Origin of the sequence: Kitasatospora sp. SUK 42 (assembly GCF_015776785.2) — a bacterium.
GTDB lineage: Bacteria > Actinomycetota > Actinomycetes > Streptomycetales > Streptomycetaceae > Kitasatospora.
Window position 1 is genome coordinate 1029708 of the sequence record NZ_LFMD02000002.1, and the last position, 23608, is coordinate 1053315.

Annotated in this window: 22 protein-coding genes; 11 read left to right on the forward strand and 11 right to left on the reverse strand. The window is 73.2% G+C overall.

Annotation, left to right across the window (positions count from 1 at the left end; genetic code table 11):
* Nucleotides 1–54: 54 nt before the first annotated feature.
* From RZ50_RS04300 to RZ50_RS04310, 3 genes are all read left to right on the forward strand, one after another.
* Nucleotides 55–2463, forward strand: a complete 2409-nt coding sequence (locus tag RZ50_RS04300) for a ribonucleoside-diphosphate reductase subunit alpha (RefSeq protein WP_196950897.1) — start codon at nucleotides 55–57, stop codon at nucleotides 2461–2463.
* On the forward strand, nucleotides 2463–3482 hold the full coding sequence (locus RZ50_RS04305) for a ribonucleotide-diphosphate reductase subunit beta (RefSeq protein WP_196950865.1): 1020 nt from the start codon (nucleotides 2463–2465) through the stop codon (nucleotides 3480–3482). Before RZ50_RS04300 ends, RZ50_RS04305 begins: the two co-directional genes overlap by 1 nt.
* A gap of 349 nt (nucleotides 3483–3831) precedes the next feature.
* On the forward strand, nucleotides 3832–4893 hold the full coding sequence (locus RZ50_RS04310) for a ferritin-like protein (protein WP_196950866.1): 1062 nt from the start codon (nucleotides 3832–3834) through the stop codon (nucleotides 4891–4893).
* A 145-nt stretch (nucleotides 4894–5038) separates the two neighbouring features.
* Here the strand turns inward: RZ50_RS04310 and RZ50_RS04315 are convergent, their stop codons facing one another.
* Together RZ50_RS04315 and RZ50_RS04320 are read right to left on the reverse strand one after the other, a co-directional pair.
* Nucleotides 5039–6046 carry an endonuclease/exonuclease/phosphatase family protein gene (locus RZ50_RS04315; protein WP_196950867.1) on the reverse strand — a complete coding sequence of 336 codons (1008 nt, stop codon included), beginning with the start codon at nucleotides 6044–6046 and terminating at the stop codon, nucleotides 5039–5041.
* Nucleotides 6047–6051: 5 nt separating this feature from the next.
* Nucleotides 6052–6672, reverse strand: coding sequence for a M15 family metallopeptidase (locus RZ50_RS04320; protein ID WP_196950868.1), 621 nt, complete (start codon nucleotides 6670–6672; stop codon nucleotides 6052–6054).
* Nucleotides 6673–6840: 168 nt separating this feature from the next.
* Between RZ50_RS04320 and RZ50_RS04325 the strand changes: the two genes are divergently transcribed.
* Both RZ50_RS04325 and RZ50_RS04330 read left to right on the forward strand, forming a co-directional pair.
* Entirely contained in the window at nucleotides 6841–7530 is a 690-nt protein-coding gene (locus RZ50_RS04325; RefSeq protein ID WP_196950869.1) for a response regulator transcription factor, read from the forward strand.
* A complete protein-coding gene (locus tag RZ50_RS04330; protein ID WP_196950870.1) occupies nucleotides 7527–8642 on the forward strand; it encodes a HAMP domain-containing sensor histidine kinase in 1116 nt (371 codons plus the stop codon). Before RZ50_RS04325 ends, RZ50_RS04330 begins: the two co-directional genes overlap by 4 nt.
* A 78-nt stretch (nucleotides 8643–8720) precedes the next feature.
* Here the strand turns inward: RZ50_RS04330 and def are convergent, their stop codons facing one another.
* From def to RZ50_RS04370, 8 genes are all read right to left on the reverse strand, one after another.
* Entirely contained in the window at nucleotides 8721–9380 is a 660-nt protein-coding gene (gene def / locus RZ50_RS04335; protein ID WP_196950871.1) for a peptide deformylase, read from the reverse strand.
* Nucleotides 9381–9422: 42 nt separating this feature from the next.
* The gene (locus RZ50_RS04340) at nucleotides 9423–10409 is read right to left on the reverse strand and encodes a hypothetical protein (RefSeq protein ID WP_196950872.1); all 987 of its coding nucleotides are present in this window, start codon (nucleotides 10407–10409) and stop codon (nucleotides 9423–9425) included.
* A 252-nt stretch (nucleotides 10410–10661) separates the two neighbouring features.
* The gene (locus RZ50_RS04345) at nucleotides 10662–12041 is read right to left on the reverse strand and encodes an HD domain-containing protein (protein WP_196950873.1); all 1380 of its coding nucleotides are present in this window, start codon (nucleotides 12039–12041) and stop codon (nucleotides 10662–10664) included.
* Between the two features lie 140 nt (nucleotides 12042–12181).
* Nucleotides 12182–13576, reverse strand: a complete 1395-nt coding sequence (locus RZ50_RS04350) for an HD-GYP domain-containing protein (protein ID WP_196950898.1) — start codon at nucleotides 13574–13576, stop codon at nucleotides 12182–12184.
* A 368-nt stretch (nucleotides 13577–13944) separates the two neighbouring features.
* Complete coding sequence (rsrA, locus tag RZ50_RS04355) at nucleotides 13945–14379, reverse strand: mycothiol system anti-sigma-R factor (protein WP_196950874.1); 435 nt, start codon at nucleotides 14377–14379, stop codon at nucleotides 13945–13947.
* Nucleotides 14376–15119: a sigma-70 family RNA polymerase sigma factor gene (locus RZ50_RS04360; RefSeq protein ID WP_374199896.1), complete on the reverse strand. Its 744-nt coding sequence runs from the start codon at nucleotides 15117–15119 to the stop codon at nucleotides 14376–14378. The genes rsrA and RZ50_RS04360 overlap by 4 nt, the downstream gene beginning before the upstream one ends.
* A gap of 298 nt (nucleotides 15120–15417) precedes the next feature.
* Nucleotides 15418–16056, reverse strand: a complete 639-nt coding sequence (locus RZ50_RS04365) for an alpha/beta family hydrolase (RefSeq protein ID WP_196950875.1) — start codon at nucleotides 16054–16056, stop codon at nucleotides 15418–15420.
* 51 nt (nucleotides 16057–16107) lie between these two features.
* Entirely contained in the window at nucleotides 16108–16860 is a 753-nt protein-coding gene (locus RZ50_RS04370) for an SOS response-associated peptidase (protein WP_196950876.1), read from the reverse strand.
* A gap of 136 nt (nucleotides 16861–16996) precedes the next feature.
* Here RZ50_RS04370 and RZ50_RS04375 point away from each other — a divergent pair, with 136 nt between their 5' ends.
* From RZ50_RS04375 to hisN, 5 genes are all read left to right on the forward strand, one after another.
* Nucleotides 16997–17722: a M50 family metallopeptidase gene (locus RZ50_RS04375; RefSeq protein WP_196950877.1), complete on the forward strand. Its 726-nt coding sequence runs from the start codon at nucleotides 16997–16999 to the stop codon at nucleotides 17720–17722.
* A 93-nt stretch (nucleotides 17723–17815) separates the two neighbouring features.
* Complete coding sequence (gene aroA / locus RZ50_RS04380; protein WP_196950878.1) at nucleotides 17816–19153, forward strand: 3-phosphoshikimate 1-carboxyvinyltransferase; 1338 nt, start codon at nucleotides 17816–17818, stop codon at nucleotides 19151–19153.
* 15 nt (nucleotides 19154–19168) lie between these two features.
* Nucleotides 19169–20224 (forward strand): ribosome small subunit-dependent GTPase A, encoded by a 1056-nt coding sequence (gene rsgA, locus RZ50_RS04385; protein ID WP_196950879.1) that lies wholly within the window; start codon nucleotides 19169–19171, stop codon nucleotides 20222–20224.
* Nucleotides 20225–20342: 118 nt separating this feature from the next.
* On the forward strand, nucleotides 20343–20666 hold the full coding sequence (locus RZ50_RS04390; protein ID WP_196950880.1) for a multidrug efflux SMR transporter: 324 nt from the start codon (nucleotides 20343–20345) through the stop codon (nucleotides 20664–20666).
* 42 nt (nucleotides 20667–20708) lie between these two features.
* Nucleotides 20709–21506 (forward strand): histidinol-phosphatase, encoded by a 798-nt coding sequence (gene hisN, locus RZ50_RS04395; protein WP_196950881.1) that lies wholly within the window; start codon nucleotides 20709–20711, stop codon nucleotides 21504–21506.
* A gap of 97 nt (nucleotides 21507–21603) precedes the next feature.
* On the opposite strand, the gene RZ50_RS04400 is transcribed toward hisN, so the two are convergent.
* Complete coding sequence (locus RZ50_RS04400; RefSeq protein WP_196950882.1) at nucleotides 21604–23079, reverse strand: catalase; 1476 nt, start codon at nucleotides 23077–23079, stop codon at nucleotides 21604–21606.
* Nucleotides 23080–23182: 103 nt separating this feature from the next.
* Here RZ50_RS04400 and RZ50_RS04405 point away from each other — a divergent pair, with 103 nt between their 5' ends.
* Nucleotides 23183–23596: a Fur family transcriptional regulator gene (locus RZ50_RS04405; protein WP_196950883.1), complete on the forward strand. Its 414-nt coding sequence runs from the start codon at nucleotides 23183–23185 to the stop codon at nucleotides 23594–23596.
* Nucleotides 23597–23608 lie beyond the last annotated feature (12 nt).

Consider the following 23608-nt stretch of genomic DNA (forward strand, 5'->3'; position numbering starts at 1 on the left):
CGCCGCCGATCGCCGCCAGGAGAGAGCGCCTTGACCACCGCTGCCTCAGCCACCCTGCCCGCCCAGGGCTCCGGTACCGCCTTCACCGACCCGACGGTCTCCGACCCCGGGGGCGCGCTGCTGCGGCTGCTCACCGACCGCAGCGCCGACCTCACCGAGGTGGACCCCGGCCATGTCGCCGCCGCCGCGCTGCGCGGCCGCCACGCCGGCTCGGACTTCGCCGAGCTGCGCGGGCTGGCCGTGGACGCCGCCGCGTCGATGATCGCCGAGGACCCCCAGTACTCGAAGCTGGCCGCCCGCCTGCTCGCCCTGGAGATCGTCGACGAGGCCAACAGCCAGGGCTCGGTCTCCTTCTCCGCCTCCATCGCCGTCGGCCACACCGAGGGCCTGATCGGCGACACCACCGCGGCCTTCGTCGCCAAGCACGCCGCCGCCCTGGACGCCCTCATCGACACCAAGGGCGACGACCGCTTCGAGTACTTCGGCCTGCGCACCGTCCAGTCCCGCTACCTGCTGCGCCACCCGATCACCCGCAAGGTCATCGAGACCCCGCAGCACTTCCTGCTCCGCGTCGCCTGCGGCCTGGCGGTCGGCGACAGCGAGCAGTCCGTGCGCGAGGTGGCCGAGCTCTACGGTCTGATGAGCCGCCTGGAGTACCTGACCTCCTCGCCGACGCTCTTCAACTCCGGCACCCGCCACCCGCAGATGTCGAGCTGCTACCTGCTCGACTCGCCGCTGGACAACCTGGACTCGATCTACAACCGCTACGCGCAGATCGCCCGCCTCTCCAAGCACGCCGGCGGCATCGGCCTGTCCTACTCGCGCATCCGCTCGCGCGGCAGCCTGATCCGCGGCACCAACGGCAAGTCCAACGGCATCGTCCCGTTCCTGCGCACCCTCGACTCCTCCGTCGCCGCCGTCAACCAGGGCGGCCGCCGCAAGGGCGCGGCCTGCGTCTACCTGGAGACCTGGCACGCCGACATCGAGGAGTTCCTGGAGCTCCGCGACAACACCGGCGAAGAGGCGCGCCGCACCCACAACCTCAACCTGGCGCACTGGATCCCGGACGAGTTCATGCGCCGCGTCAACGCCAACGAGGACTGGTCGCTGTTCTCCCCGGCCGACGTGCCCGAGCTGGTCGACCTGTGGGGCGCCGAGTTCGACGAGGCCTACCGCAAGGCCGAGCTGGCCGGCAAGGCCGTCCGCACCATCCCGGCGCAGACCCTGTACGCCCGCATGATGCGCACCCTGGCGCAGACCGGCAACGGCTGGATGACCTTCAAGGACGCCTCCAACCGCGCCGCCAACCAGACCGCGCTGCCGGGCCGCACGGTGCACTCCTCCAACCTGTGCACCGAGATCCTGGAGGTCACGGACGACTCCGAGACCGCCGTCTGCAACCTCGGGTCGGTCAACCTGGGCGCGCACGTCGCCGCCGGCGCCTCCGCCGACGACCTGCTGGGCGCCATGGACTGGGAGCGGCTGGACGCCACCGTGCGCACCGCCGTCACCTTCCTCGACCGCGTGGTGGACATCAACTTCTACCCGACCGTCGAGGCCGGCGCCTCCAACTCCCGCTGGCGGCCGGTCGGCCTCGGCGTGATGGGCCTGCAGGACGTCTTCTTCCAGCTGCGGATCGACTTCGACTCGGCCGAGGCGAAGGCCCTGTCGACGATGATCGCCGAGCGCATCATGCTCACCGCCTACGAGCGCTCCGCCGACCTGGCCGAGCAGCTGGGCCGCCACGAGGCCTACGGCGAGACCCGCGCCGCCCGCGGCGAGCTCCACATCGACCACTTCGACGTGGCCCCGCAGTGGGGCGAGCGCTGGACCGCGCTGCGCGCCCGCATCGCCGAGACCGGCCTGCGCAACTCGCTGCTGCTCGCCATCGCGCCGACCGCGACCATCGCGTCCATCGCCGGCGTGTACGAGTGCATCGAGCCGCAGGTGTCCAACCTGTTCAAGCGCGAGACGCTCTCCGGCGAGTTCCTCCAGGTCAACCCGTACCTGGTGCGCGAACTCAAGGAGCTCGGCGTCTGGGACCAGACCACCCGCGACGCCCTGCGCGACGCCAACGGCTCGGTGCAGGAGCTCGGTTGGCTGCCCGCCGAGGTCCGGTCGCTGTACCGCACCGCGTGGGAGCTGCCGCAGCGCGCGCTGATCGACCTGGCCGCGGCGCGCATGCCGTACCTGGACCAGAGCCAGTCCCTGAACCTGTTCATGGCCGCGCCGACCATCGGCAAGCTCAGCTCGATGTACGCGTACGCGTGGAAGGTCGGTCTCAAGACCACCTACTACCTGCGCTCGCGCCCGGCGACCCGCATCGCCCAGGCCGCGTCGGGTGCCGCCCGTGCCGCCGCGCCGGCGCCCGTGCCCGTGAACACCCCCGCCCTCACCCCGGAGCAGGAGGCCGCCATCGCCTGCTCCCTGGAGAACCCCGAGTCCTGCGAGGCCTGCCAGTAATGTCTCAGTCCGAAGACCGCAAGATGCTGCTCGACCCCGGCTTCGAGCTGACCCTGCGCCCGATGCGCTACCCGTCGTTCTACGACCGGTACCGGGACGCGATCAAGAACACCTGGACCGTCGAGGAGGTGGACCTTCACTCGGACGTCGCCGACCTGGCGAAGCTGAGCGAGGGCGAGCGCCACCTGATCGGCCGCCTGGTCGCGTTCTTCGCCACGGGTGACTCGATCGTCTCCAACAACGTGGTGCTGAGCCTCTACAAGCACATCAACTCCCCGGAGGCGCGGCTGTACCTGTCGCGTCAGCTGTTCGAGGAGGCCGTCCATGTGCAGTTCTACCTGACGCTGCTGGACACCTACCTGCCCGACCCGGAGGACCGCAACGCGGCCTTCGCCGCGGTGGAGAACATCCCCTCCATCCGCCAGAAGGCCCAGTTCTGCTTCAAGTACATGAACGCGGTCGACCACATCGACTCGCTGCAGACCAAGGAGGACCGCCGCGCGTTCCTCCTGAACCTGATCTGCTTCGCGGCGTGCGTCGAGGGCCTGTTCTTCTACGGCGCGTTCGCGTACGTGTACTGGTTCCGCAGCCGCGGCCTGCTGCACGGCCTCGCGACCGGCACCAACTGGGTGTTCCGCGACGAGTCCATGCACATGGACTTCGCGATGTCGGTCGTCGACACCGTGCGCGAGGAGGAGCCCGACCTCTTCGACGACGAGATGGCCAAGCAGGTCACGGAGATGCTGGAGGAGGCCGTCGAGGCCGAGCTCCAGTTCGCCCAGGACCTGTGCGGTGACGGCCTGCCCGGCATGAACACCGCCTCGATGCGCGAGTACCTCCAGGCTGTCGCCGACCAGCGCCTCGCGCGACTCGGCCTGCCGATCCGCTACGGGTCCACGAACCCGTTCGGCTTCATGGAGCTCCAGAACGTCCAGGAGCTGACCAACTTCTTCGAGCGCCGCGTGTCGGCCTACCAGGTGGCCGTCGAGGGCTCGGTCGCCTTCGACGACGACTTCTAAAAGCCCGCAGATACGACAGGGGTGCCCCGCACGGCCACGAGCCGTGCGGGGCACCCCTGTCGTTTCAGCCGGCCGGAAACTCCCCACCCTTGACCCCGGCGAGGAACGAAGCCCAGGCCTCGGCATCGGCGTCCGCGTGAACGGCGCGCGAGGGCTCTTCGGCGGCCCGGCGGGTGACGCGCACGCGGGCCGGGTGCGCAGAAGCGGGCCTCGCCGAGTGCGGTGTCCCCTGAACGCGCCCACGGCCATCTGCCGTCCGGCTGAACTCCCGGGCCACACCGGCATCACCCGTACGCACACGACCGCCCCCCGAGTACGTTCCGGCCACCACCGAACGAAAGGGCGGAGCATGACCACCGTTCTGGACTACCGCAGCGACGCAATCGTCCAACTCATGCACGTGCCACCGCAGGAGTGCGACGAGCAGTGGCTCAGGGACGCGTTGCAGCGGGCCATCGTGCTGGAGCTGGCGACGATCCCGCCGTACGCCGCCGCCCTCTGGTCGGTCAAGGACGACCAGGCCGAGGTCGCCAAGTCGATCCGCGAGATCGTCTTCGACGAGATGTCCCACTTCGGGCTCATGTGCAACATGCTCACCAGCATCGGCGGGACGCCCACGGTCACCGGCGCGACCACCGTCCCGCAGTACCCCGGCGCGCTGCCCGGCGGCGTCCGGCCCGAACTGGAGGTCTACCTCAGTGGGTTGAGCCGGGATTCGGCCTTCCTGTTCTCGGAGATCGAGAAGCCCGACAACCCGATCGCACTCGCCGAGACCTACACGTCGATCGGCGCCTTCTACACCCGGATCGCCGAGGTCTTCCCCACCTACGCGCACCTGCTCACCGGGCTGCGGCAGATCGAGTTCCCCATGGCCGGCCAGCACGGCGCGGGCAACGACGTCGTGCCGATGAGGACGATCGACGACGTGCTGCAGGCCATCGAGATCATCAAGGCCCAGGGCGAGGGCACCGACGCCTCGCCGGAGAACCCGTTCCCCGGAAAGCCGGGCGAACTCGCCCACTACTACCGGTTCCGCGAGATCTACCACGGCCGCAAGCTGATCAAGGTCTCCGACTCCGCACACCCCAAGTGGGACTTCCAGGGGGACCCGATCCCGCTGCCCGACAGCTACCCGGCGGCCCGGGTGCCGGCCGGGGGCTGGGCCAACGACCCGTCGAACCGGCCCACCCCGGACACCGCGGCCAAGCTCAGCACCTTCAACGGCCACTACAGCAGCATGCTGCGCAGCCTGGAGGAGGCCTGGCGGTCCGGCACGATGTCGCCGCTGTACTCGGCGATCGGGTCGATGGGCGCGATGCGCTCCGCCGCCCGGGAGGTCCTGGCGATCCCGCTGCCCGACGGCAGCGGCTCCACCTACTGTCCGGAGTACCTGTACACGAACGCGACCTGACCCGGCGACGAGAACGACCCGCCCGTCCTCTCCCCGGCCGTCGAGGAATTCCTCGACGGCCGGGGGCACATCTGCCAAGGGCGGACGAGGGCCGGGGCCCGTCCCATGTCCACAAGTCCCGGACCTTCCGCCCGGGAACGTGACATCACGGGAGCCGCAGCCGCGCCGCGGCCGGCCGGTGGTCGCTGCCGGTGGCGGGCAGGGTCCAGGCATCGGAGGCGGGCAGGCCCCGGGTCAGGATGTGGTCGATGCGGGCCAGGGGGAAGGCGGCGGGCCAGGTGAAGCCGAAGCCCCGCTCGGCCGGGGTGAGGCGGGAGGTGATCGGGGCGAGGGCGTGGTCGCCGGCGGCGGTGTTGAGGTCGCCCAGCAGCAGGACCCTCCCCAGCGGTTCCTCGTCGAGGGCCTGTGCGAGGGCGCCGAGGTTGCGGTCGCGGTGGCCGGTGGTGAAGCCGGAGAGGGTCGGCCGCACCGAGGCGAGATGGGCGACGTAGACGGCCAACGGCCCTCCGGGGGCCTGGACTTCGGCCCGCAGGGAGCGGCTCCAACCGGGGTCGATGGTCAGCCGCCTCGCGTCGGCCACCGGATAGCGGCTCCACAGCGCGACCGTCCCGACGCGGGTGTGGTGCGCCAACTCGCCGTCCAGCACGCCCTGGTAGGCGGGCAGTGCGGCGTCGGTGACCTCCTCCAGGGCGACCAGGTCCGGGTGGGCGGCCAGCAGGGCCCGGGCGGTGCCGGCCGGATCCGGGTTGTCCGCGCTCACGTTGTGGGTGATCACGACGAGGCCCCTCCCCTCCCCCGCGCCACCGCCCGACAGCAGCACCGGCCCGAACAGCGCCGCCCACACCGCCGCCAGCACCCCGGCCGCGCAGGCCGCCGCCGGGGCCCGCCGCACCGCCGCGCACAGCAGCACCGCGAGCACCACCAGCCCGCTCCACGGCAGGGCGCTCTCCCACAGGCTCGCGAGGTTCATCCCCAGGTCCGGCACCTGCCGGTGCCCGCCCAGGGCGAGCGCGGTGAGCAGCGCGAACCCGCCGGGCACCCACCCGCGCCGCCACAGCGGCACCACCCGCCGCCGGGAGGAGCGCCGAGAGGAGCGCCGGGCGGCCCGCCCCAGGACACGCCGGAACGGAACCGGCCGAACGTCGACAGCCATGCCCGCTACCCCGCCGCGTCCGGCAACAGCGCCGGGCAGGTCCCGCCCGGCGTCGTCCGCAGCTCGAAGTGCCAGATCTCGTTGGCGTACACCTGGCACAGCCCGTACTTCGCGCCGTGCTGGATCAGCCAGTAGTCCGCGCTGGTCGGGCCGAGGTCGATCGCCTTCCCGGAGACGTGCGCCGACTTCTCCGGGGTGTTCACGAACCGCCGGGCCTGCTCCAGGCTCCCGTACTTGACCACCCCGCGGTCCAGCAGCCGCTGCTGGTACTCCTTGTTGCGCCAGCCGGAGGTCACCGTCATCTCGATGCCCTGCGCCTTCGCGTCGGTCGCCGCCTTGCGGACGGCCTCCAGCAGCGGCCCGTCCAGGTTGCGCACCGCCGCCGCCCGGTCGTCGAAGGGGCTGAGCGTCACCCCGTCGGGAATCTCCCCGTCATCGTCGGCACCACCGGTCACCGAGGGTGACGGCGCCGCACTGACGGTCTCCGCCAGGGTCCGCAGCGCCGACTCGGCGGCCGGCCGGTCGGCCGCACAGGCGGCGGCCCACACCAGCACCGCGGCCCCCGACACCCCGGCGGCCACCCTCCGCCCGACCCGGCCCACGCACCTCGTACCCGCCCAGCTCATGTCCGTCTCCCGTTCCGTTCGTCACGACAGCCGCGACGCGCCGCCGCAGCGCAACCATTGGAGGAGAAGCGGTGTTGCCAGGATGTTTGCGACAACCGATACGTTTTCGAAAGGCCCCTTCGGGTCCAATGGACGCGGCAACGCGGCACACAGGCGGGAGAACGGCACGTGCGGGTCCTGGTGGTGGAGGACGAGATCTACCTCGCCGAGGCGGTCCAGGCCGGCCTGCGGCTGGAGGCGATCGCCTGCGACATCGTCACCGACGGCGACGCCGCGCTGGAGCGCCTGGCCGTCCACTCCTACGACGTCGTGGTCCTGGACCGCGACCTGCCCGGCACCCACGGCGACGAGGTCTGCCGCACCATCGTCCGGCAGCAGCTCGGCTGCCGCGTCCTGATGCTCACCGCCGCCGCCCGCCTCGACGAGAAGGTCGCCGGCTTCGAACTCGGCGCCGACGACTACCTCACCAAGCCCTTCGACCTGCCCGAACTCGTCGTACGGCTGCGCTCGCTGGCCCGCCGCCCCGCCCAGGCCACCCCGCCCGTGCTGGAGTACGCCGGGCTGCGCGTGGACCCCTTCCGCCGCGAGGTCTACCGCGACGGGCGCTACGTCGCCCTCTCCCGCAAGCAGTTCGCCGTCCTGGAGGTCCTGATGACCGCCCGCGGCGGTGTCATCAGCGCCGAACAGCTGCTGGAGCGCGCCTGGGACGAGAACGCCGACCCCTTCACCAACGCGGTCCGCATCACCATCTCCGGCCTGCGCAAGCGCCTCGGCGACCCGTGGCTGATCCACACCGTGCCCGGCGTCGGCTACCGCCTCGCCGAGACCGACACCGACCCCGGCCGGAGCCCTCGATGAGCACCCGAAAGCGCCCGCGCCGCCTGACCGCCCGGATGCGCCTGACCCTCAGCTACACCCTCTTCGCCGTCACCGCCGGCACCCTCTCCCTCGCCGTGGTCTACATCGGCATGCGCTACGTCCCCAACTACCCGCTGACCTCCTCCAACCCGCGCTACCGCTCCAACGCCCCCTCCCGCCAGGAGATCCTCAACTCCCTCCTGACCGCCTGCGGCTACGCCCTGGCCCTGCTCACCGTCGTCGGCATGGCCGGCGGCTGGCTGATCGCCGGACGCGTGCTGCGCCCGCTCCAGGACATCACCCGCGCCGCCCACCGCGCCGCGAGCGGGGCGCTGGAGCACCGCATCGCCCTCACCGGCCCCCGCGACGAGTTCACCGACCTGTCCGACGCCTTCGACGAGATGCTGGAACGCCTGCAACGCTCCTTCGAGGCCCAGCAGCGCTTCGCCGCCAACGCCTCCCACGAACTGCGCACCCCGCTGGCGATCACCCGCACCATGCTCCAGGTCGCCGCCGCCGACCCGGCCGGCCAGGACTGGACGAAGCTCGTCACCCGCCTCCAGGACACCAACCAGCGCGGCATCGAGATCAGCGAGGCCCTGCTCCAGCTCGCCGACCTCGGCCACGCCCCGCCCGAGACCCGCCCCACCGACCTCGCGGTCACCACCGGCCAGGCCCTGGCCGCCGTCCACGACGAGGCCGAGGCCTTCGGCGTCACCGTCACCGCCGACTGCGGGCCGGCCCCCACCACCGGCAACCCGGTCCTGCTGCGCCAGGCCGCCGTCAACCTGCTGCACAACGCGCTGCGCCACAACCTGCCCACCGGCGGCCGGGTCACCGTCACCACCGGCCCCGACCCCGAGCGCCCCGGTCACGTCCGGCTCACCGTCGCCAACACCGGGGCGCAGCTGGCCCCGGAGGCCGTCGCCACCTTCACCGAACCGTTCCTGCGCGGCCGCGGCCGCACCGCCGTGACCGACCCCGCCCGCCGCGGGCACGGCCTGGGCCTCGCCATCGTCGCCGCCGTCGCCGAGGCGCACCACGGCGAGCTGCGCCTCGCCCCGGAGCCCGCCGGCGGCCTGCGCGTCACCCTCGTCCTGCCCGCCCGCTGAGGCGCGAAGAACTCGGCCGGACAAGCCGGGAGGCCGGTGCGGATCGGTCCGCACCGGCCTCCGACTGGCGGTCGCGCCTTACTCGTTCGGGACGGTCGCGTACTTCGGGGTGCCCTCGTCCATCTGCTTCAGGGCGTCCTTGCGGTCGCGCTTCGACAGCTTGTCGATGTAGAGGGTGCCGTACAGGTGGTCGGTCTCGTGCTGGAGGCAGCGGGCGAAGAAACCGGTGCCCTCGACGCGGATGGCGTTGCCGTCCTTGTCGACGCCGGTCACCGCGGCGTAGTCCGGGCGGGGCAGCTCGGCGTAGGCGGTGGGGACGGACAGGCAGCCCTCGTTGCCGTCGTCGAGCACCCGCTTGCGGTCCTTCGGGAACTCCTCCAGCACCGGGTTGATCACGTGGCCGATGTGGCGCACGCCCTCGTCGTCCGGGCAGTCGTAGACGAAGACCTTGAGGTCCACACCGATCTGGTTGGCGGCGAGGCCCACGCCCTCGGCCGCGTACATCGACTGGAACATGTCGTCGATCAGCGCGGACAGTTCACCGTCGAAGGAGGTGACGTCCTTGACCTCGCGGTGCAGGACGGGGTTGCCGACGACGGTGATCGGACGGGCGGCGCCCTTGCTGAGGTCGGGCTGCTCCCCGATCACCTTCGGGCTCTCGTCGTGCCCGTGCTCGTGATCGTGGTCGTGGTCATGACCGTGGTCGTGATCGTGGTCGTGCCCGTGCTGCTCCGCCATGTCTTCCGCTTCCATAGGTCTACGCGTACCTCACCAGGGTACTCAGCAGACCTCTTCGAGGTCCCGGTAAGCCCTGCTCCCGGGGGCCGCCGCGACCCAGCGGTCCAGCAGGGTGCGGACGAGGTCGGCCGGGGCCGCGATCCCGCACTCGCGCTCGACCAGCCAGGACATTCCGGCGGCGCCGCCCTGGCTGAGGTGGCTGAGGTGTCCGGGGTGGGCGGCGTCGCCGTCGTCGTGCGGGTCGTGGTGGGCGACGATGCCGTCGTCCGAGGCCATCCGGCTCTCCGAGCAGGCGCGGCACAGCAGCCGCACCGAGGAGGTCCAGTCCTCGGCGGCGTAGCCGGCCTCGGCGACCAGGCGTTCCAGCGCGTCGCGGTCACCGGCGGTGGCGGCCTGCAGCAGCACCACGTAGGTCGGCACCGGGGAGGGCGCCCACAGCTCGATCTCGTCGAACACGGGGTAGGCGACGCCGTCGGTGACCCGCTCGCCGTGCGGGGCGCCGTCGTGCAGCACCACCTCGCCCCAGCGGCGGCCGGAGGACGGCAGCGGGATGGACAGCACCTCGATGCGGGCCGGGTCGAGCCGGCGGCCCCACACCACCTCGGACTCGCCGTCCGGGGAGAGCCGTACGGGGGTGGTGCCGAGGTCGAGGCTGACCGGGCCGTCCGTGCCGGGGCCGCCGGGCAGCTTCAGCCCGTACGCCTGCCAGGCGCGGCGGGCGAGCGGCCAGTCCTGCAGGGCGGTGGCGGTGATGCCGAGGTTCCACCAGTCCGGGGCGCCGTGCTCACGGTCGAGCAGGGCGACGGCGCGCAGGCCGGCCGAGCGGGCCTGCTCCCAGTCGCGGCGGAACTTGTGCAGCAGGGCGAGGTTGAACCAGGAGTCGGACAGCCACGGCTCCAGGTCGGCGGCCATCACCAGCAGGGCGCCGGCGTCCTCGTAGCGGCCGTCGCCGATCAGCGTGAAGGCCCGGTCGGTCGTCTGCCGCCAGGTGGCGGACGGCCGGTGCCGTGCCCGGTGGAAGATCCTCACGTTCGTCCCTGCCGTCGTCGTCCGCTCAAGTCCGGTACCGCCGGGCCCCTCCCGTCCTCGACGGGGTGCCGGTCCCGGTGTCCCGGGTCGGTGTTCCACGCTACGACCGCATCCAACCACGCCCGCCCCCGCCCGCGCTCCCCACCGCCGAGGTTGGGGCCCGCCCCTCCCCAGCCTGCCCGCCGGAGCGCGCCTCCTCAACCCCTGCCGGGGAGCGGTGCCCGGGAGGCCCGCCTCGCCGGCCCCCGGGAGTCAGTCCCGGGCCTGGCCGCCGACCCGGGCCAGCGCGTCCACCACCCGGGCGTCGTAGACCCGTCCGCGCCCCAGTCGCAGCAGCTCCAGCGCCTCCAGCCGCCCGACCGCCTCGCCGAGGCCCCGGCCGCGGGCCGCGGTCAGCAGGTCGTCGTGGGCGTTGGCGACCCGGATGATCCGGGCCGCGAGCGGCACCGGCCGCTCGCAGCCGACCGCTCCGGCGCAGGGGTCGGCCAGCCGGGCGACCTGCTCGGCGACCTGCCGGGGCACCCCGGTGCGGCTGATCACCTCGCTGCCCAGGCGGGCGATGCGCTGCTGCTCGGCGTGGGGCAGCAGCGCGGTGGCGCCGTCCGGCACCGGTTCGACCAGGGACAGCTGGCCGACGTCGTGCATCAGCGCCGCGTACTCCAGCAGAGCGAGCTCGCGGGTGCCCAGACCCAGCTCGCGGCCGAGCGCGCACGCCGTGTCCGCGACCCTGCGCGCGTGCCCGTGCGGGGTGTAGCCGGCCACCTCGGTGGCCCGGGCGAGGCTGGCGATGGTCTGCCCGGTGGTGGCGCGGACGGCCGCGGCCCGCCGGAAGGACACCTGGGCGAGCAGCAGCGGGGCGCAGAACACCGGCAGCGCCCACAGCCCGACCTCGCCGGCCGCGAGGCTGACCAGCATCCCGGTGGCGACGATCGCCGAGCCGATCCCGAACAGCGAGCGCAGCTCGTCCTCCAGCGCCGCCGGGAACCGCAGCCCGCCCTCCGGGCCCGCGGCCTCCCTCCCGCGCGCCCGCCGCCACCCCGACCGGACGACGGACGACCGGACGACGGACGGCCGGACGACCGGAGGCCGCCGGCGGGACCGGTCGCACCGCAGCAGCGCCGCCAGGGTGGCGTCGCACAGCGCGGCCAGCGCGGCGACGGCGGTCAGGAACGCCCCGTACGCGGGGCCCTCCGGCGAGAAGCGGTCGACCAGGCCACCGGTGTAGAGCGGCTGGAAGACGGCGGCCGCGAAGCCGACCGCGAGCAGCCGGCGGGCGGCGCTGTCGCGGCGGGCCGGGTCGGCCCAGGGGCGGCGCCGGTGCGGGCAGCCGGGGCGGTGCGGCAGGGCGAGGCCGGGCAGCCAGCCCAGCAGCAGGCCGATCCCGGTCACCGCGACCACCTGAAGCGTCCCGTGCGCGGTCGGCACCCCGCGCAACGGCCCGAGCAGGGCGTACGCCAGCGCGCCGGCCGCACCGATGGGCGCCTGTTCGCGGTCCCCCGGGAGGGTGATCCGGACGCACTCGCCGAGCCCGATCAGCGCGGTGAACGCCAGTGCGACCCCCGGCTCGGCCACCCCGCGCACCGCGACCGCGCCGAGGGCGCCCACCAGCAGCGCGGCGGCGGCCGCGTGCATCACCCGGGTGGTGCGCCCGCGCGCCGAACCGGCGGAACCGGCAGAATCCGCGGAACCAACGGGCCCCGCGGAACCGGCAGGGCCGCCAGGGCCGGCCGCACGAGCATCCCCGTGCGCGGCCCCCGCACGCCCGGGCCGCCTCACGGCTGCCCGGCCGCGGGGACGGTCCCGCCCTGGTCGGGCACCCGGCCGGGCGCGGCCCGCACCGGCTCGGGCACCCCGAGCGGGATGTCCGGGACGGCCCGCACGCAGTCCTCGGAGTGCACCACCGGCTGCCAGTCGTGCCCGGCCAGCGCGTCGATCAGCGCCCGCACCATCACCGGGTCGAACTGGCTGCCCGAGCAGCGCTCCAGTTCGGCCACCGCCTCGGCGACCGGGCGGCCGCGCCGGTAGGAGCGGGTGGAGGTCATCGAGTCGAAGGCGTCGGCGACCGAGATGATCCGGGCGAACTCGGGGATCCGCTCGCCGGCCAGCCCGTTCGGGTAGCCGCGCCCGTCCATCCGTTCGTGGTGGTGCAGGATCCCGGCGTGCGCCTCGCCGAGGAAGTCGATCCCGCGCACCAGCTCGTACCCGTACACCGGGTGGATTTCCACCGCCCGGCGCTCGTCCTCGCTGAGGGGACCGTTTCTGCGCAGCAGTTCGGTGGCCACCCCGAGCTTGCCGACGTCGTGCAGGATCCCGGCGAAGCGCAGGGTGCGCAGCCGTTCGGCCTCCATGCCGAGCTGAGTGGCGATCAGGACCGAGGCCCGGCCGACCCGTTCGCTGTGCCCGCGGGTGTACGAGTCCTTGATCTCCACGGCCTGCACCAGCGACTGCACGGTGGCCTGGTGGGCGTCCCGCTCGCGCTGGCCCTGGGCGAACACCCAGGCCGAGATGGACAGCGGCAGCAGCGCCAGCAGCGCGGCGAACGCCCCGTACGGGCCCTGCCAGAGCACCGCGACCATCAGTCCGCCGGCGGCGTGCACCAGCACCGGCAGTCCACACACCGAGCAGGCCCCTCGCAGCACCGTGCCGGCCCGGCGGCCCTCGCTGAGCATCACCATCACTCCCACCAGCACGCCGTTGACCAGGCAGAACGCGACGACGGCGGCGAAGCCGGGCAGCAGCGCGGCCGGGAAGCGGGAGCCGAGCAGCAGCTGCGGGCCGTGCAGCAGGTGGAAGACGACCGAGGAGGCGAAGGCGCACAGCGCGAGCTGGGAACCGTTGAACAGCTGGCGGCGGCGGCAGCCGGGCCCGGTCGGGCCGCCGAACAGCGCGCCCGGGGCGGCGACCAGGGTGGCGGCGGCCGGCGGGAGCATCAGCACCCCGGCGAACAGCACCGGGAAGAAGGCGTTCACCCCGGGCCGGGCGGGCACCTGTTCGGCGGGGGCCGGGCGGCGCAGCAGTCGGCGCGCCAGGAGCAGGCAGGGGGTCGGCAGGCCCTGGGCGAGCGACTCCCAGCAGCCGTGCAGGAAGGCCAGCAGTCCGACCTTGGGCCAGTCCACCGGGTGACCGAGCCAGCCCGGCAGCCCGGGGGCGGCCGCGTCGGGCAGCATCGGCAGCAGGCAGCACAGCGCCGTCACCGGGACGGCCACCAGGTAGCGCGCCGCTCCCCGCGGCAGGGTCGCGCCTCCACTGTCGGTAGCGATCTCGACCTCCCCGCGCTCCGGGCCCCGTGCCGCCTCCACGCGCCGGGGCGACCGACGGTGATTGTTCGTCAGGAGGATAGGCCGCCGTCCGGGCACGGGGACGCATGATGGCGCAATGGCGCAGTTGGCGCACCGCCAAGTCACTCGATCGAATGACGGCGCATGTGTGCAGAACGGGAGCGGCCCCGGGAGCGCATGCTCCCGGGGCCGCTGAACTCCCTGCCCGGACCGTCCCCGAACAGCCTCTCGACCGTTCGGCTACCGCGCCCGGCCGCTCACTCCGCCGGGGCCCCGGCCTCGACCGGCGCGCCGGGGCGCACGGCCGGCTCCCGGGCCGAGCCCGCGGACTCGACCGCCTCCACGGCCTCGGCGGCCTTGGGCGCCGGACGGGCGGACTCGGTGTGGATCTCGACCGAGGCCTCGACGGCGACCACCACCGGCTCGCCCGAGCGCTGCCCCGCCCGGATCGAGTCGATCCTGGCCAGCACCTTGCTCCGCAGGTCGACCGGGGTGTCGTCGCAGCCGCAGGAGCGCTTGATCAACGCCTTGATCGCCTGCTCCAGCCCGTACTGCTTCAAGCAGGGCGAGCACTCCTCGAAGTGCACGCGCAGCTTGGCGCAGTCGCCCTCGGGCATCTCGTTGTCGAGGAATTCATAGAGGTGGTCGAGGACCTCGCCACACTCGGTTTCGTGCGGATCGCCGCAGCTCATGAGCCCGAGCCCTTCGCTTCCTGCCCTGCCCCGCTGCCGGCCGGGACCAGCCCGCGCTCGCGGGCGTAATCCTCCAGCATGCCGCGCAACTGACGGCGGCCGCGGTGCAGTCGGGACATCACCGTACCGATGGGAGTACCCATGATGTCCGCGATCTCCTTGTACGCAAAGCCTTCTACGTCCGCGAGATAGACGGCGATCCGGAATTCCTCCGGGATGGCCTGGAGCGCGTCCTTCACATCGCTGTCGGGAAGGTGGTCGAGCGCCTGGGTCTCGGCCGAGCGCAGACCGGTCGACATGTGCGACTCGGCGCGGGCCAGCTGCCAGTCCTCGATCTCCTCCGCCGCCGTGCGCTGGGGCTCGCGCTGCTTCTTGCGGTACGAGTTGATGAACGTGTTGGTGAGGATGCGGTACAGCCAGGCCTTGAGGTTCGTCCCCTCACGGAACTGGTGGAAGGACGCGTACGCCTTGGCGAACGCCTCCTGGAGCAGGTCCTCCGCGTCCGCCGGGTTGCGCGTCATGCGCAGCGCCGCCGAGTACATCGGATCCAGGTAGCCCAGGGCGTCGCGCTCGAAGCGCTCCCGCCGGGCCTCCTCGCTCTCCTCCGCCGACACACGGAAGGTGTCCTCACCGATCGCCTCGGCCAGCTCCTCACCGGTGAGCGCCTCACCCGCAGGCAGGGCCTCGTCCGGGCCACGGCCCGGCTCGGCCTCGTGCTCGGTCCCGACGACCGGACCCACCTCCTCGGCATGACGGGCGCGCCCCACCGCGGGACGTCCCGAAATGGAGGATATCGGGCTGACGGGCTTCTCGCCCGCGTCAAGCCACTCCGACCAGGACGGAGCGAACGCCACAGCGGCCTCGCGCTCCTCAGGCCGTTCCGGGCACGCGATCGAACCCATCTGCCCTGCCTCTCACCCCGTGACTCGTGCTGACGATGGCGTCAACCACGAGGACCGCGCCCGCATTCCCGCCCCCGCCGGCCATTCACTCGCACGGGTGAGCGAGCGGAAGCGGGCCGCACCCGGGCCGCACCGCTCACACCAGCCGCAGCACCCAGTCCCCCACCGCCGAACAGATCAGCCCCAGCACCTCGTCCTGCCCCACCGGCGCCCGCCTGGGCACCTCGAAGCCGTGATTGCCGTACGGCAGCGCCACCAGCTCGTGCCCCCCGGGCAGCGCCGGGAACTCCTCCGGCCCGCCGAACGGGTCCGACGCGCCCTGCACCACCAGCGTCGGCAGCCCCGACTCCAGCAGCTCCTCCGCCCGGCTCTTCTCCGGCCTGCCCGGCGGATGCAGCGGGAACGCCAGCGCCACCACCCCCACCGCGCCGGTCGCCGCACCCGTGCGGCAGGCCACCCGCGCCCCGGCACTGCGCCCGCCGACCACCAGCGGCAGCCCCTGCCCGACCAGGTGCTCCGCGACCGGCCGCCAGCCCACGTCCAGCGTCTTCGGCGCCGGGCCGAGCCTCCTGCCCGCCACCCGCCAGGGCTGCTCGACCAGCGCCACGGAGATCCCGCGCGGCGGCAGCGCCCGCGCCAGCGCCACCAGGTCCCGGGCCTCGATCCCGCCGCCGGCGCCGTGCCCGAGCGCCAGCACGGCCTTCGGAGCGACCGCCCCGTGGAGGGTGATCCGGGCCTCGCCGGCCCCGGTGGACACGAGTTCGGTGGTGGTCATCTCGGCGGCTCCAGGCAGGAAGTGCGCGACGGCGTCGCAACGGGGACGACGTCAGAACAGGGTGGTCTCGTACTCGGCCTCGGTCCACGACTCCTTGAGCTCCGGGCCGTTGTTGCGGATGCTGCCGACCGCCGGCGACACCGGCGTGGCCAGCAGCGCGCCCGGCGCCGGGGGCACCAGCAGCCGGCGCAGCTCGTCCGGGTCGCTCGACCCCGGATCCAGCCACTCCCCCCAGGAGTCCCGGTCCAGGAACAGCGGCATCCGCTCGTGGATCGGCGCCAGCACCTCCTCGGCGTCCGTGGTGACCACGGCGAAGGTCACCAGCCACGCCCGCGGGTCCTGCGGCGGCACCGCCCGGTCGCGCCAGAACTCGTACAGCCCCGCCAGCGCCAGCGGCTCCCCGTCCGCCCGGGACACGAAGAACGGCTTCTTGCGGGCCTTGCCCCGCTCGCCCGGCACCGTCTGCCACTCGTAGTAGCCGTCCACCGGCAGGATGCACCGGCGCGAGGCGAAGGCCTGCCGGTACGCGGGCTTCTCGTGCACCGTGTCCGACCGGGCGTTGATCATCTTCACCGCCGTCCCGGCCGAGTCCGACCACTGCGGCACCAGCCCCCAGCGCAGCGCCCGCAGCTGCCGCACCGGCCGGGCCTCCTCCTTCGACAGCCGCTCCAGCACCACGAACGCGCTGTTGGTCGGCGCCACGTTCCAGTTCGGGTCCAGCGTCTCCTCGGGGTCCCAGTACTCCACGTCGAACAGCTCGACGAGGTCCTCGGGCTTGCTGCTGGCTGCGAAGCGACCGCACATGCGGGCCAGCTTGCCATGCCGCCCTTCCTCACCACTTCCTCATCCCCCGACGAGAACCGCCCGCTCCCGTCCCGCCGTCCCGGCATGGGAGGCTGCCCCGAACGGCCCAACGCAACGGACGGAGGCGAGGAGGCGCATGAGTGCCGACGGACAGAACTTCAGCGCACTGTGGGACCAGGTCACCGGGACCCAGGCCGCGCCACCCGGCTGGCTGGTCCTGGCCACCGGCGCCGCGGCCCTGCTCGCCGTCCTCGCCCGCCCGGTCTGGCACGTCGCCCGCAACGCCGTCACCATCGCCCACGAGGGCGGCCACGGCCTCGCCGCGCTCGCCACCGGCCGCAAGCTCGCCGGCATCCGGCTGCACTCCGACACCTCCGGCCTCACCCTGTCCTACGGCCGCCCCACCGGCCCCGGCATGGTCCTCACCGCCGCCGCCGGCTACACCGCCCCCGCCCTGCTCGGCCTCGGCTGCGCCGCCCTGCTCGCCGCCGACCGGATCACCCTGCTGCTGTGGCTGGCCGTCGTCCTGCTGCTGGCCCTGCTGATCCGCATCCGCAACGCCTACGGGCTCTTCACCGTCCTGGTCGCCGGCGGCGCCTTCTTCCTGGTCTCCTGGTTCGGCAGCGCCCAGGTCCAGGCCGGCTTCGCCTACCTCGGCTGCTGGTTCCTGCTGTTCGGCGCCGTCCGCCCGGTCCTGGAGCTCCAGCACCAGCGCCGCACCGGCTGGGCCCGCGACTCCGACGCCGACCAGCTCGCCCGGCTCACCCACGTCCCCGCCCTCGCCTGGGTCACCGTCTTCCTGCTCATCGCCCTCGCCAGCCTCGCCCTCGGCGCCGGCTGGCTCCTCCAGCCGCTGCACTGAGCCGGCGCCCCCGCACCCGGCCCGCGCCCCCGCCCGGGTTTCACCATGCGGCCGTCGCGGAGGTCGTTCCGGTACGGCCCCTAGACTTGCCACATGACCGAGACCCTGTGGCCCGCCCCCGTCGCCACCGCCCCCGTCGACGCCACCGTCACCATCCCCGGCTCCAAGTCGGTCACCAACCGGGCCCTGGTGCTGGCGGCACTCGCCGACGGGCCCGGCTGGGTGCGCCGCCCGCTGCGCAGCCGCGACTCCCAGCTGATGGCCGACGGCCTGCGCGCCCTCGGGGTCACCATCGAGGAGAAGGTCAACAACGACTCCGGCGGCCTCGGCGGCGGCGAGGCCTGGCGGATCATCCCCGCCCCCGTGCTGCGCGGCCCCGCCTCCGTCGACGTCGGCAACGCCGGCACCGTGATGCGCTTCCTGCCCCCGCTCGCCGCCCTCGCCGACGGCCCGGTGCACTTCGACGGCGACCCGCGCAGCCACGAGCGCCCCCAGCACGGCGTGATCGACGCCCTGCGGGCACTCGGCGCCCGCATCGAGGACGGCGGCCGCGGCTCCTTCCCGCTCACCGTCCACGGCACCGGCGGCCTCGACGGCGGCCCGGTCGAGCTCGACGCCTCCGCCTCCTCCCAGTTCGTCTCCGCCCTGCTGCTCTCCGGCGCCCGCTACAACCACGGCGTCGAGGTCCGGCACGTCGGCGGCCCGGTGCCGTCGCTGCCGCACATCCGGATGACGGTCGAGATGCTGCGCCTGGCCGGCGTCCAGGTCGACGCCCCCGAGGACGGCGGCGAGAAGGACGTCTGGCGGGTCACCCCCGGCGCCCTGCTCGGCCGCGACCTCGTCGTCGAGCCGGACCTGTCCAACGCCGCGCCGTTCTTCGCCGCCGCCCTGGTCACCGGCGGCCGGGTCACCGTCCGCGACTGGCCCCGGCACACCACCCAGCCCGGCGACCGGCTGCGCGAGCTCTACACCGCGATGGGCGGCGCCTGCGAGTTCACCGAGGACGGCCTGCAGTTCACCGGCACCGGCCGGATCCACGGCATCGAGGCCGACCTGCACGACGTCGGCGAGCTCACCCCGGTGATCGCCGCGGTCGCCGCGCTCGCCGACTCCGAGTCCCACCTGTACGGCATCGCCCACCTGCGCCTGCACGAGACCGACCGGCTGGCCGCCCTCGCCAAGGAGATCAACGACCTCGGCGGCGACGTCAGCGAGACCGAGGACGGCCTGCGGATCCGCCCGCGCGCGCTGCACGGCGGCGTCTTCCACACCTACGAGGACCACCGCCTCGCCACCGCCGCCGCGGTGCTCGGCCTCGCCGTGCCCGGTGTCGAGGTCGAGAACGTGGCCACCACCGCCAAGACCCTGCCCGACTTCCCGCAGATGTGGGCGGACCTGCTCGGCGGGGGCGAAGCGGTGGCGGGCGCCTGAGCGGAGACTGAGCACATGCGCCGCTACGGCAAGGACGCCGACGAGGACGACATCCGCAACCGCCCGGCCCGCCGGGGCTCCCGGCCGCGGACCAGGATCCGGCCCAAGCACGAGGACGCCGCCGAGGCGATGGTGCTGACCGTCGACCGCGGCCGGCTCACCTGCCTGGTCGACCCGGGGACGAAGCAGGAGCGCGAGGTCACCGCCATGAAGGCCCGCGAGCTGGGCCGCAAGGGCGTGGTCGTGGGCGACACCGTCAGCCTGGTCGGCGACCTCTCCGGGGACGCCGACACCCTCGCCCGGATCGTCCGGGTCGAGGAGCGCAGCTCGGTGCTGCGGCGCACCGCGGACGACGACGACCCGTACGAGCGGATCGTCGTCGCCAACGCCGAGCAGATGGCCATCGTCACCGCGCTGGCCGACCCGGAGCCGCGTCCCCGGCTGATCGACCGCTGCCTGGTCGCCGCCTACGACGCGGGCATGGAGCCGCTGCTGGTGCTCACCAAGGCCGACCTGGCCCCGGCCGCCCCGCTGCTGGAGTCCTACGCGCCGCTGGGCATCAACTACGTCGTCACCCGTAGGGACGAACTGGAGACCGCCGGCGCCGAGGCCGTCCGCGAGCACCTGCGCGGCCTGTCCACGGTGTTCATCGGCCACTCCGGCGTCGGCAAGACCACCCTGGTCAACGCGCTCGTCCCGGACCGCCAGCGGCAGACCGGCCGGGTCAACGCCGTCACCGGACGCGGCCGGCACACCACCGTCTCCGCGCTGGCGCTGCGGCTGCCCCCGCCGCCCGGCGCCAAGCCCGGCTCGAAGAAGGCGCTGAACCCCGGCTGGGTGATCGACACCCCCGGTTTCCGCTCCTTCGGCCTCTCGCACATCGACCCGTCCCGGGTCATCCACGCCTTCCCCGACCTGGAGCCGGGCACCGTCGACTGCCCGCGCGCGTGCAGCCACGACGAACCGGACTGCGCCCTGGACGCCTGGGTCGCCGACGGGCACGCCGAGGCCGCCCGGCTGTACTCGCTGCGCCGGCTGCTGGCCAGCAAGGAGACCCGCGAGGGCGACTGATCCCGCGCCCTCCCCGGGGCTCGTGGCCCGTTCGAGGTGTCGGAGCGCGCCGGCCTGGCGATCATAGGAACGTCGGGCCGGGCGCGGTCCGTCCGTCGATCGACAGGGAGGGCACGCGATGGCATGGGCCCTAGTGGTCCTGGCAGGCCTGCTGGAGACCGGCTTCGCGATCAACCTCAAGCTCAGCGAGGGCTTCACCAGGCTCTGGCCCACCATCAGCTTCTGCGTGTTCGCCCTCGGCAGCTTCGGGCTGCTCACCCTCTCGCTGAAGAGCCTGCCGGTCGGCCCCGCCTACGCGGTGTGGACCGGCATCGGCGCGGCCGGCACCGCGATCTACGGCATGGCCTTCCTGAACGAGACCACCTCGGTGCTCAAGCTGGTCTCCATCTCCCTGGTGATCGCCGGCGTCATCGGCCTCCAGCTCAGCGGCACCGCCCACTGAGGCGGACCGGCTCGGGCGGCTCACTGAGCTAGGGTTTCGGGCATGGCCGACTACCACGACGATCTCCGCCTCGCCCATGTCCTCGCCGACTCGGCCGACTCGGTCACCCTGGAGCGCTTCCGCGCCCTCGACCTGGCCATCGAGACCAAGCCGGACCTCACCCCCGTCAGCGACGCCGACAAGGCCGCCGAGGAGCTCGTGCGCAGCGTGCTCCAGCGCGCCCGCCCGCGCGACGCCGTCCTCGGCGAGGAGTTCGGCCTCCAGGGCTCGGGCCCGCGCCGCTGGGTGGTCGACCCGATCGACGGCACCAAGAACTACATCCGCGGCGTCCCGGTCTGGGCCACCCTGATCGCCCTGCTGGAGGACGGCCCGGACGGCGTCGAGCGCCCCGTGGTGGGCATCGTCTCCGCCCCCGCGCTGCAGCGCCGCTGGTGGGCCGCCGAGGGCCTGGGCGCGTTCGCCGGCCGCAGCCTGACCAAGTCCTCCCGGATCGGTGTCTCCGGCGTCTCCCGGATCGAGGACGCGTCCTTCTCGTACTCCTCGCTGACCGGCTGGGAGGAGCGCGGCCGCCTCGACCCGTTCCTGGACCTCACCCGCGCCTGCTGGCGCACCCGCGCCTACGGCGACTTCTGGTCGTACATGATGGTCGCCGAGGGCGCGGTGGACATCGCCGCCGAGCCCGAGCTGTCGCTGTGGGACATGGCGGCGCCCTGTGTCATCGTCCAGGAGGCCGGCGGCCGCTTCACCGGCCTGGACGGCGTCCCCGGCCCCGGCGGCGCGGACGCCGTCGCCTCCAACGGCCTGCTGCACGAGGAGGCGCTGCGGCGCCTGTCCGTCTGAGCGGGCCGGAGGCGCCGACCGCGCCGGACGTGGTCGCGGGCCCGGTGACCAGTGGGAGCTGGTCACCGGGCCCGCCGCTTTCCCGGTCCGGTCGGCGCTACTGCTTGCGCAGCTCCCGGACCGCCGCCTCCAGCCGCTGCCCGTAGTCGGCGTCGGCCTTGCGGAAGTTGTCGATCGCCCGCTCCACGATGTCCTCGCGGTCGGCGGAGACCTTGGCGATGAAGCCGGCCAGGTTGGCGATCAGCCGCTGCTTCTCGTCCTCGGAGAACAGCCGGTACAGGGTGCCGGCCTGCACGAAGTCGTCGTCCTCGGCGTGCGAGGGCGCGACGTGGGTGCCGGTGAGGCCGTCGACGGCGGTGGCGGCCCACAGCGGGCGGCCGGTCTGCACCGGGCCGCCGAAGCTGTTCGGCTCGTAGTTCTTCTGGCGGCCGTGGCGGCCGTCGTACAGGTGGCCGTCGCGGCTGTTGGTGCGGGCCTCGGTGGCGTGCGGGCGGTTCACCGGCAGGTGGTCGGCGTTGATGCCGACCCGGTAGCGGTGGGCGTCCGCGTAGGCGAACAGGCGGCCCTGGAGCATCTTGTCCGGGGACGGCCCGATGCCGGGCACGAAGTGCGACGGCGAGAAGATCGACTGCTCGACCTCGGCGAAGACGTTCTCGGGGTTGCGGTTGAGCTCCAGCCGGCCGATCTCGATCGGCGGGTAGTCGGCGTGCGGCCAGACCTTGGTGAGGTCGAAGGGGTTGAAGCGGTAGGCCGCGGCGTCGGCCGCCGGCATGATCTGGACCTGCACCGTCCAGCTGGGGTACTCGCCGCGCTCGATCGACTCGCGCAGGTCGCGCTGGTGGCTGTCCGGGTCCTCGCCGGCGAGCCGGTTGGCCTCGGCCTGGGTGAGGTTGCGGATGCCCTGGTCGGTCTTGAAGTGGTACTTGACCCAGAAGTACTCGCCGGCCTCGTTCTGCCACTGGTAGGTGTGCGAGCCGTAGCCGTTCATGTGACGGTAGCCGGCCGGGATGCCGCGGTCGCCGAACAGCCAGGTCACCTGGTGGGTCGCCTCGGGCGACAGGCCCCAGAAGTCCCAGACGTTGTCGGCCTCCTGCGAGCCGGTGTACGGGTCCCGCTTCTGGGTGTGGATGAAGTCGGGGAACTTGATGGCGTCCTTGATGAAGAACACCGGGGTGTTGTTGCCGACGAGGTCGTAGTTGCCCTCCTCGGTGTAGAACTTCAGCGCGAAGCCGCGCGGGTCGCGCACCGCGTCGGCCGCGCCGAGGTTGCCGGCCACGGTGGAGAAGCGCAGGAAGGTCTCGGTCTGCTTGCCGACCTCGGAGAGGAAGGCCGCCCGGGTCCAGCGCGTCACGTCGGCGGTCACCGTGAAGGTGCCGTACGCGCCGGCGCCGCGGGCGTGCACCACGCGCTCCGGGATCCGCTCGCGGTTGAAGTGCGCGAGCTTCTCGAACAGCAGCTGGTCCTGGATCAGGGCCGGGCCGCCGACGCCCGCGGTCTCGGTGTTCTGGTTGTCGGCGACGGGGGCACCCGCCTCCGTGGTGAGGGTCGGGCGCAGCTCGTCCTGGGTGCTCATAAGGGTGCCTCCGAGGGATCCGATCGTGATGACACGATCCTAACTTGGACTTTGTCCAAGTCAACACTGGAACCAATCTCGGAGCCTGACCTACTCTGGATGCATGAGCGACCTGCTGGAGAGACTGCGCGGAAGAGGCTGGCGGCTGACCTCGCAACGCCGGGTCGTGGCCGAGGTCCTGGACGGCGAGCACGTCCACCTCACCGCCGACGAGGTGCACGCCCGGGCCGCGGACCGGCTGCCCGAGATCAGCCGCGCCACCGTCTACAACACGCTCGGCGAACTCGTCGCCCTCGGCGAGGTCCTGGAGGTCGCCACCGACGGCCGCGCCAGGCGCTACGACCCCAACGCCCACCGCGCCCACCAGCACCTGGTCTGCTCCGGCTGCGGCGCGATCCGCGACGTCCATCCGCACGGGGACCCGCTCGCCGCCCTCCCCGCCGCCGAGCGCTTCGGCTTCGCCGTCACCGCCGCCGAGGTCACCTACCGCGGCCTGTGCCCCGACTGTCGCCCCTGACCCCGACCCGCC

Bases quoted from the DNA above. Each gene is read 5' to 3' on its own strand.
- rsgA (WP_196950879.1), top strand. From the start codon at position 19,169: ATGCGCCGCTACGGCAAGGACGCCGACGAGGACGACATCCGCAACCGC.
- RZ50_RS04370 (WP_196950876.1), bottom strand. From the start codon at position 16,860: ATGTGCGGTCGCTTCGCAGCCAGCAGCAAGCCCGAGGACCTCGTCGAG.
- RZ50_RS04345 (WP_196950873.1), bottom strand. From the start codon at position 12,041: ATGCACGCGGCCGCCGCCGCGCTGCTGGTGGGCGCCCTCGGCGCGGTC.
- RZ50_RS04310 (WP_196950866.1), top strand. From the start codon at position 3,832: ATGACCACCGTTCTGGACTACCGCAGCGACGCAATCGTCCAACTCATG.
- RZ50_RS04330 (WP_196950870.1), top strand. From the start codon at position 7,527: ATGAGCACCCGAAAGCGCCCGCGCCGCCTGACCGCCCGGATGCGCCTG.
- RZ50_RS04350 (WP_196950898.1), bottom strand. From the start codon at position 13,576: ATGCTGCCCGACGCGGCCGCCCCCGGGCTGCCGGGCTGGCTCGGTCAC.
- RZ50_RS04405 (WP_196950883.1), top strand. From the start codon at position 23,183: ATGAGCGACCTGCTGGAGAGACTGCGCGGAAGAGGCTGGCGGCTGACC.
- RZ50_RS04315 (WP_196950867.1), bottom strand. From the start codon at position 6,046: ATGGCTGTCGACGTTCGGCCGGTTCCGTTCCGGCGTGTCCTGGGGCGG.
- aroA (WP_196950878.1), top strand. From the start codon at position 17,816: ATGACCGAGACCCTGTGGCCCGCCCCCGTCGCCACCGCCCCCGTCGAC.
- RZ50_RS04320 (WP_196950868.1), bottom strand. From the start codon at position 6,672: ATGAGCTGGGCGGGTACGAGGTGCGTGGGCCGGGTCGGGCGGAGGGTG.
- RZ50_RS04400 (WP_196950882.1), bottom strand. From the start codon at position 23,079: ATGAGCACCCAGGACGAGCTGCGCCCGACCCTCACCACGGAGGCGGGT.
- def (WP_196950871.1), bottom strand. From the start codon at position 9,380: ATGGCGGAGCAGCACGGGCACGACCACGATCACGACCACGGTCATGAC.
- RZ50_RS04305 (WP_196950865.1), top strand. From the start codon at position 2,463: ATGTCTCAGTCCGAAGACCGCAAGATGCTGCTCGACCCCGGCTTCGAG.
- rsrA (WP_196950874.1), bottom strand. From the start codon at position 14,379: ATGAGCTGCGGCGATCCGCACGAAACCGAGTGTGGCGAGGTCCTCGAC.
- RZ50_RS04375 (WP_196950877.1), top strand. From the start codon at position 16,997: ATGAGTGCCGACGGACAGAACTTCAGCGCACTGTGGGACCAGGTCACC.
- RZ50_RS04390 (WP_196950880.1), top strand. From the start codon at position 20,343: ATGGCATGGGCCCTAGTGGTCCTGGCAGGCCTGCTGGAGACCGGCTTC.
- RZ50_RS04365 (WP_196950875.1), bottom strand. From the start codon at position 16,056: ATGACCACCACCGAACTCGTGTCCACCGGGGCCGGCGAGGCCCGGATC.
- hisN (WP_196950881.1), top strand. From the start codon at position 20,709: ATGGCCGACTACCACGACGATCTCCGCCTCGCCCATGTCCTCGCCGAC.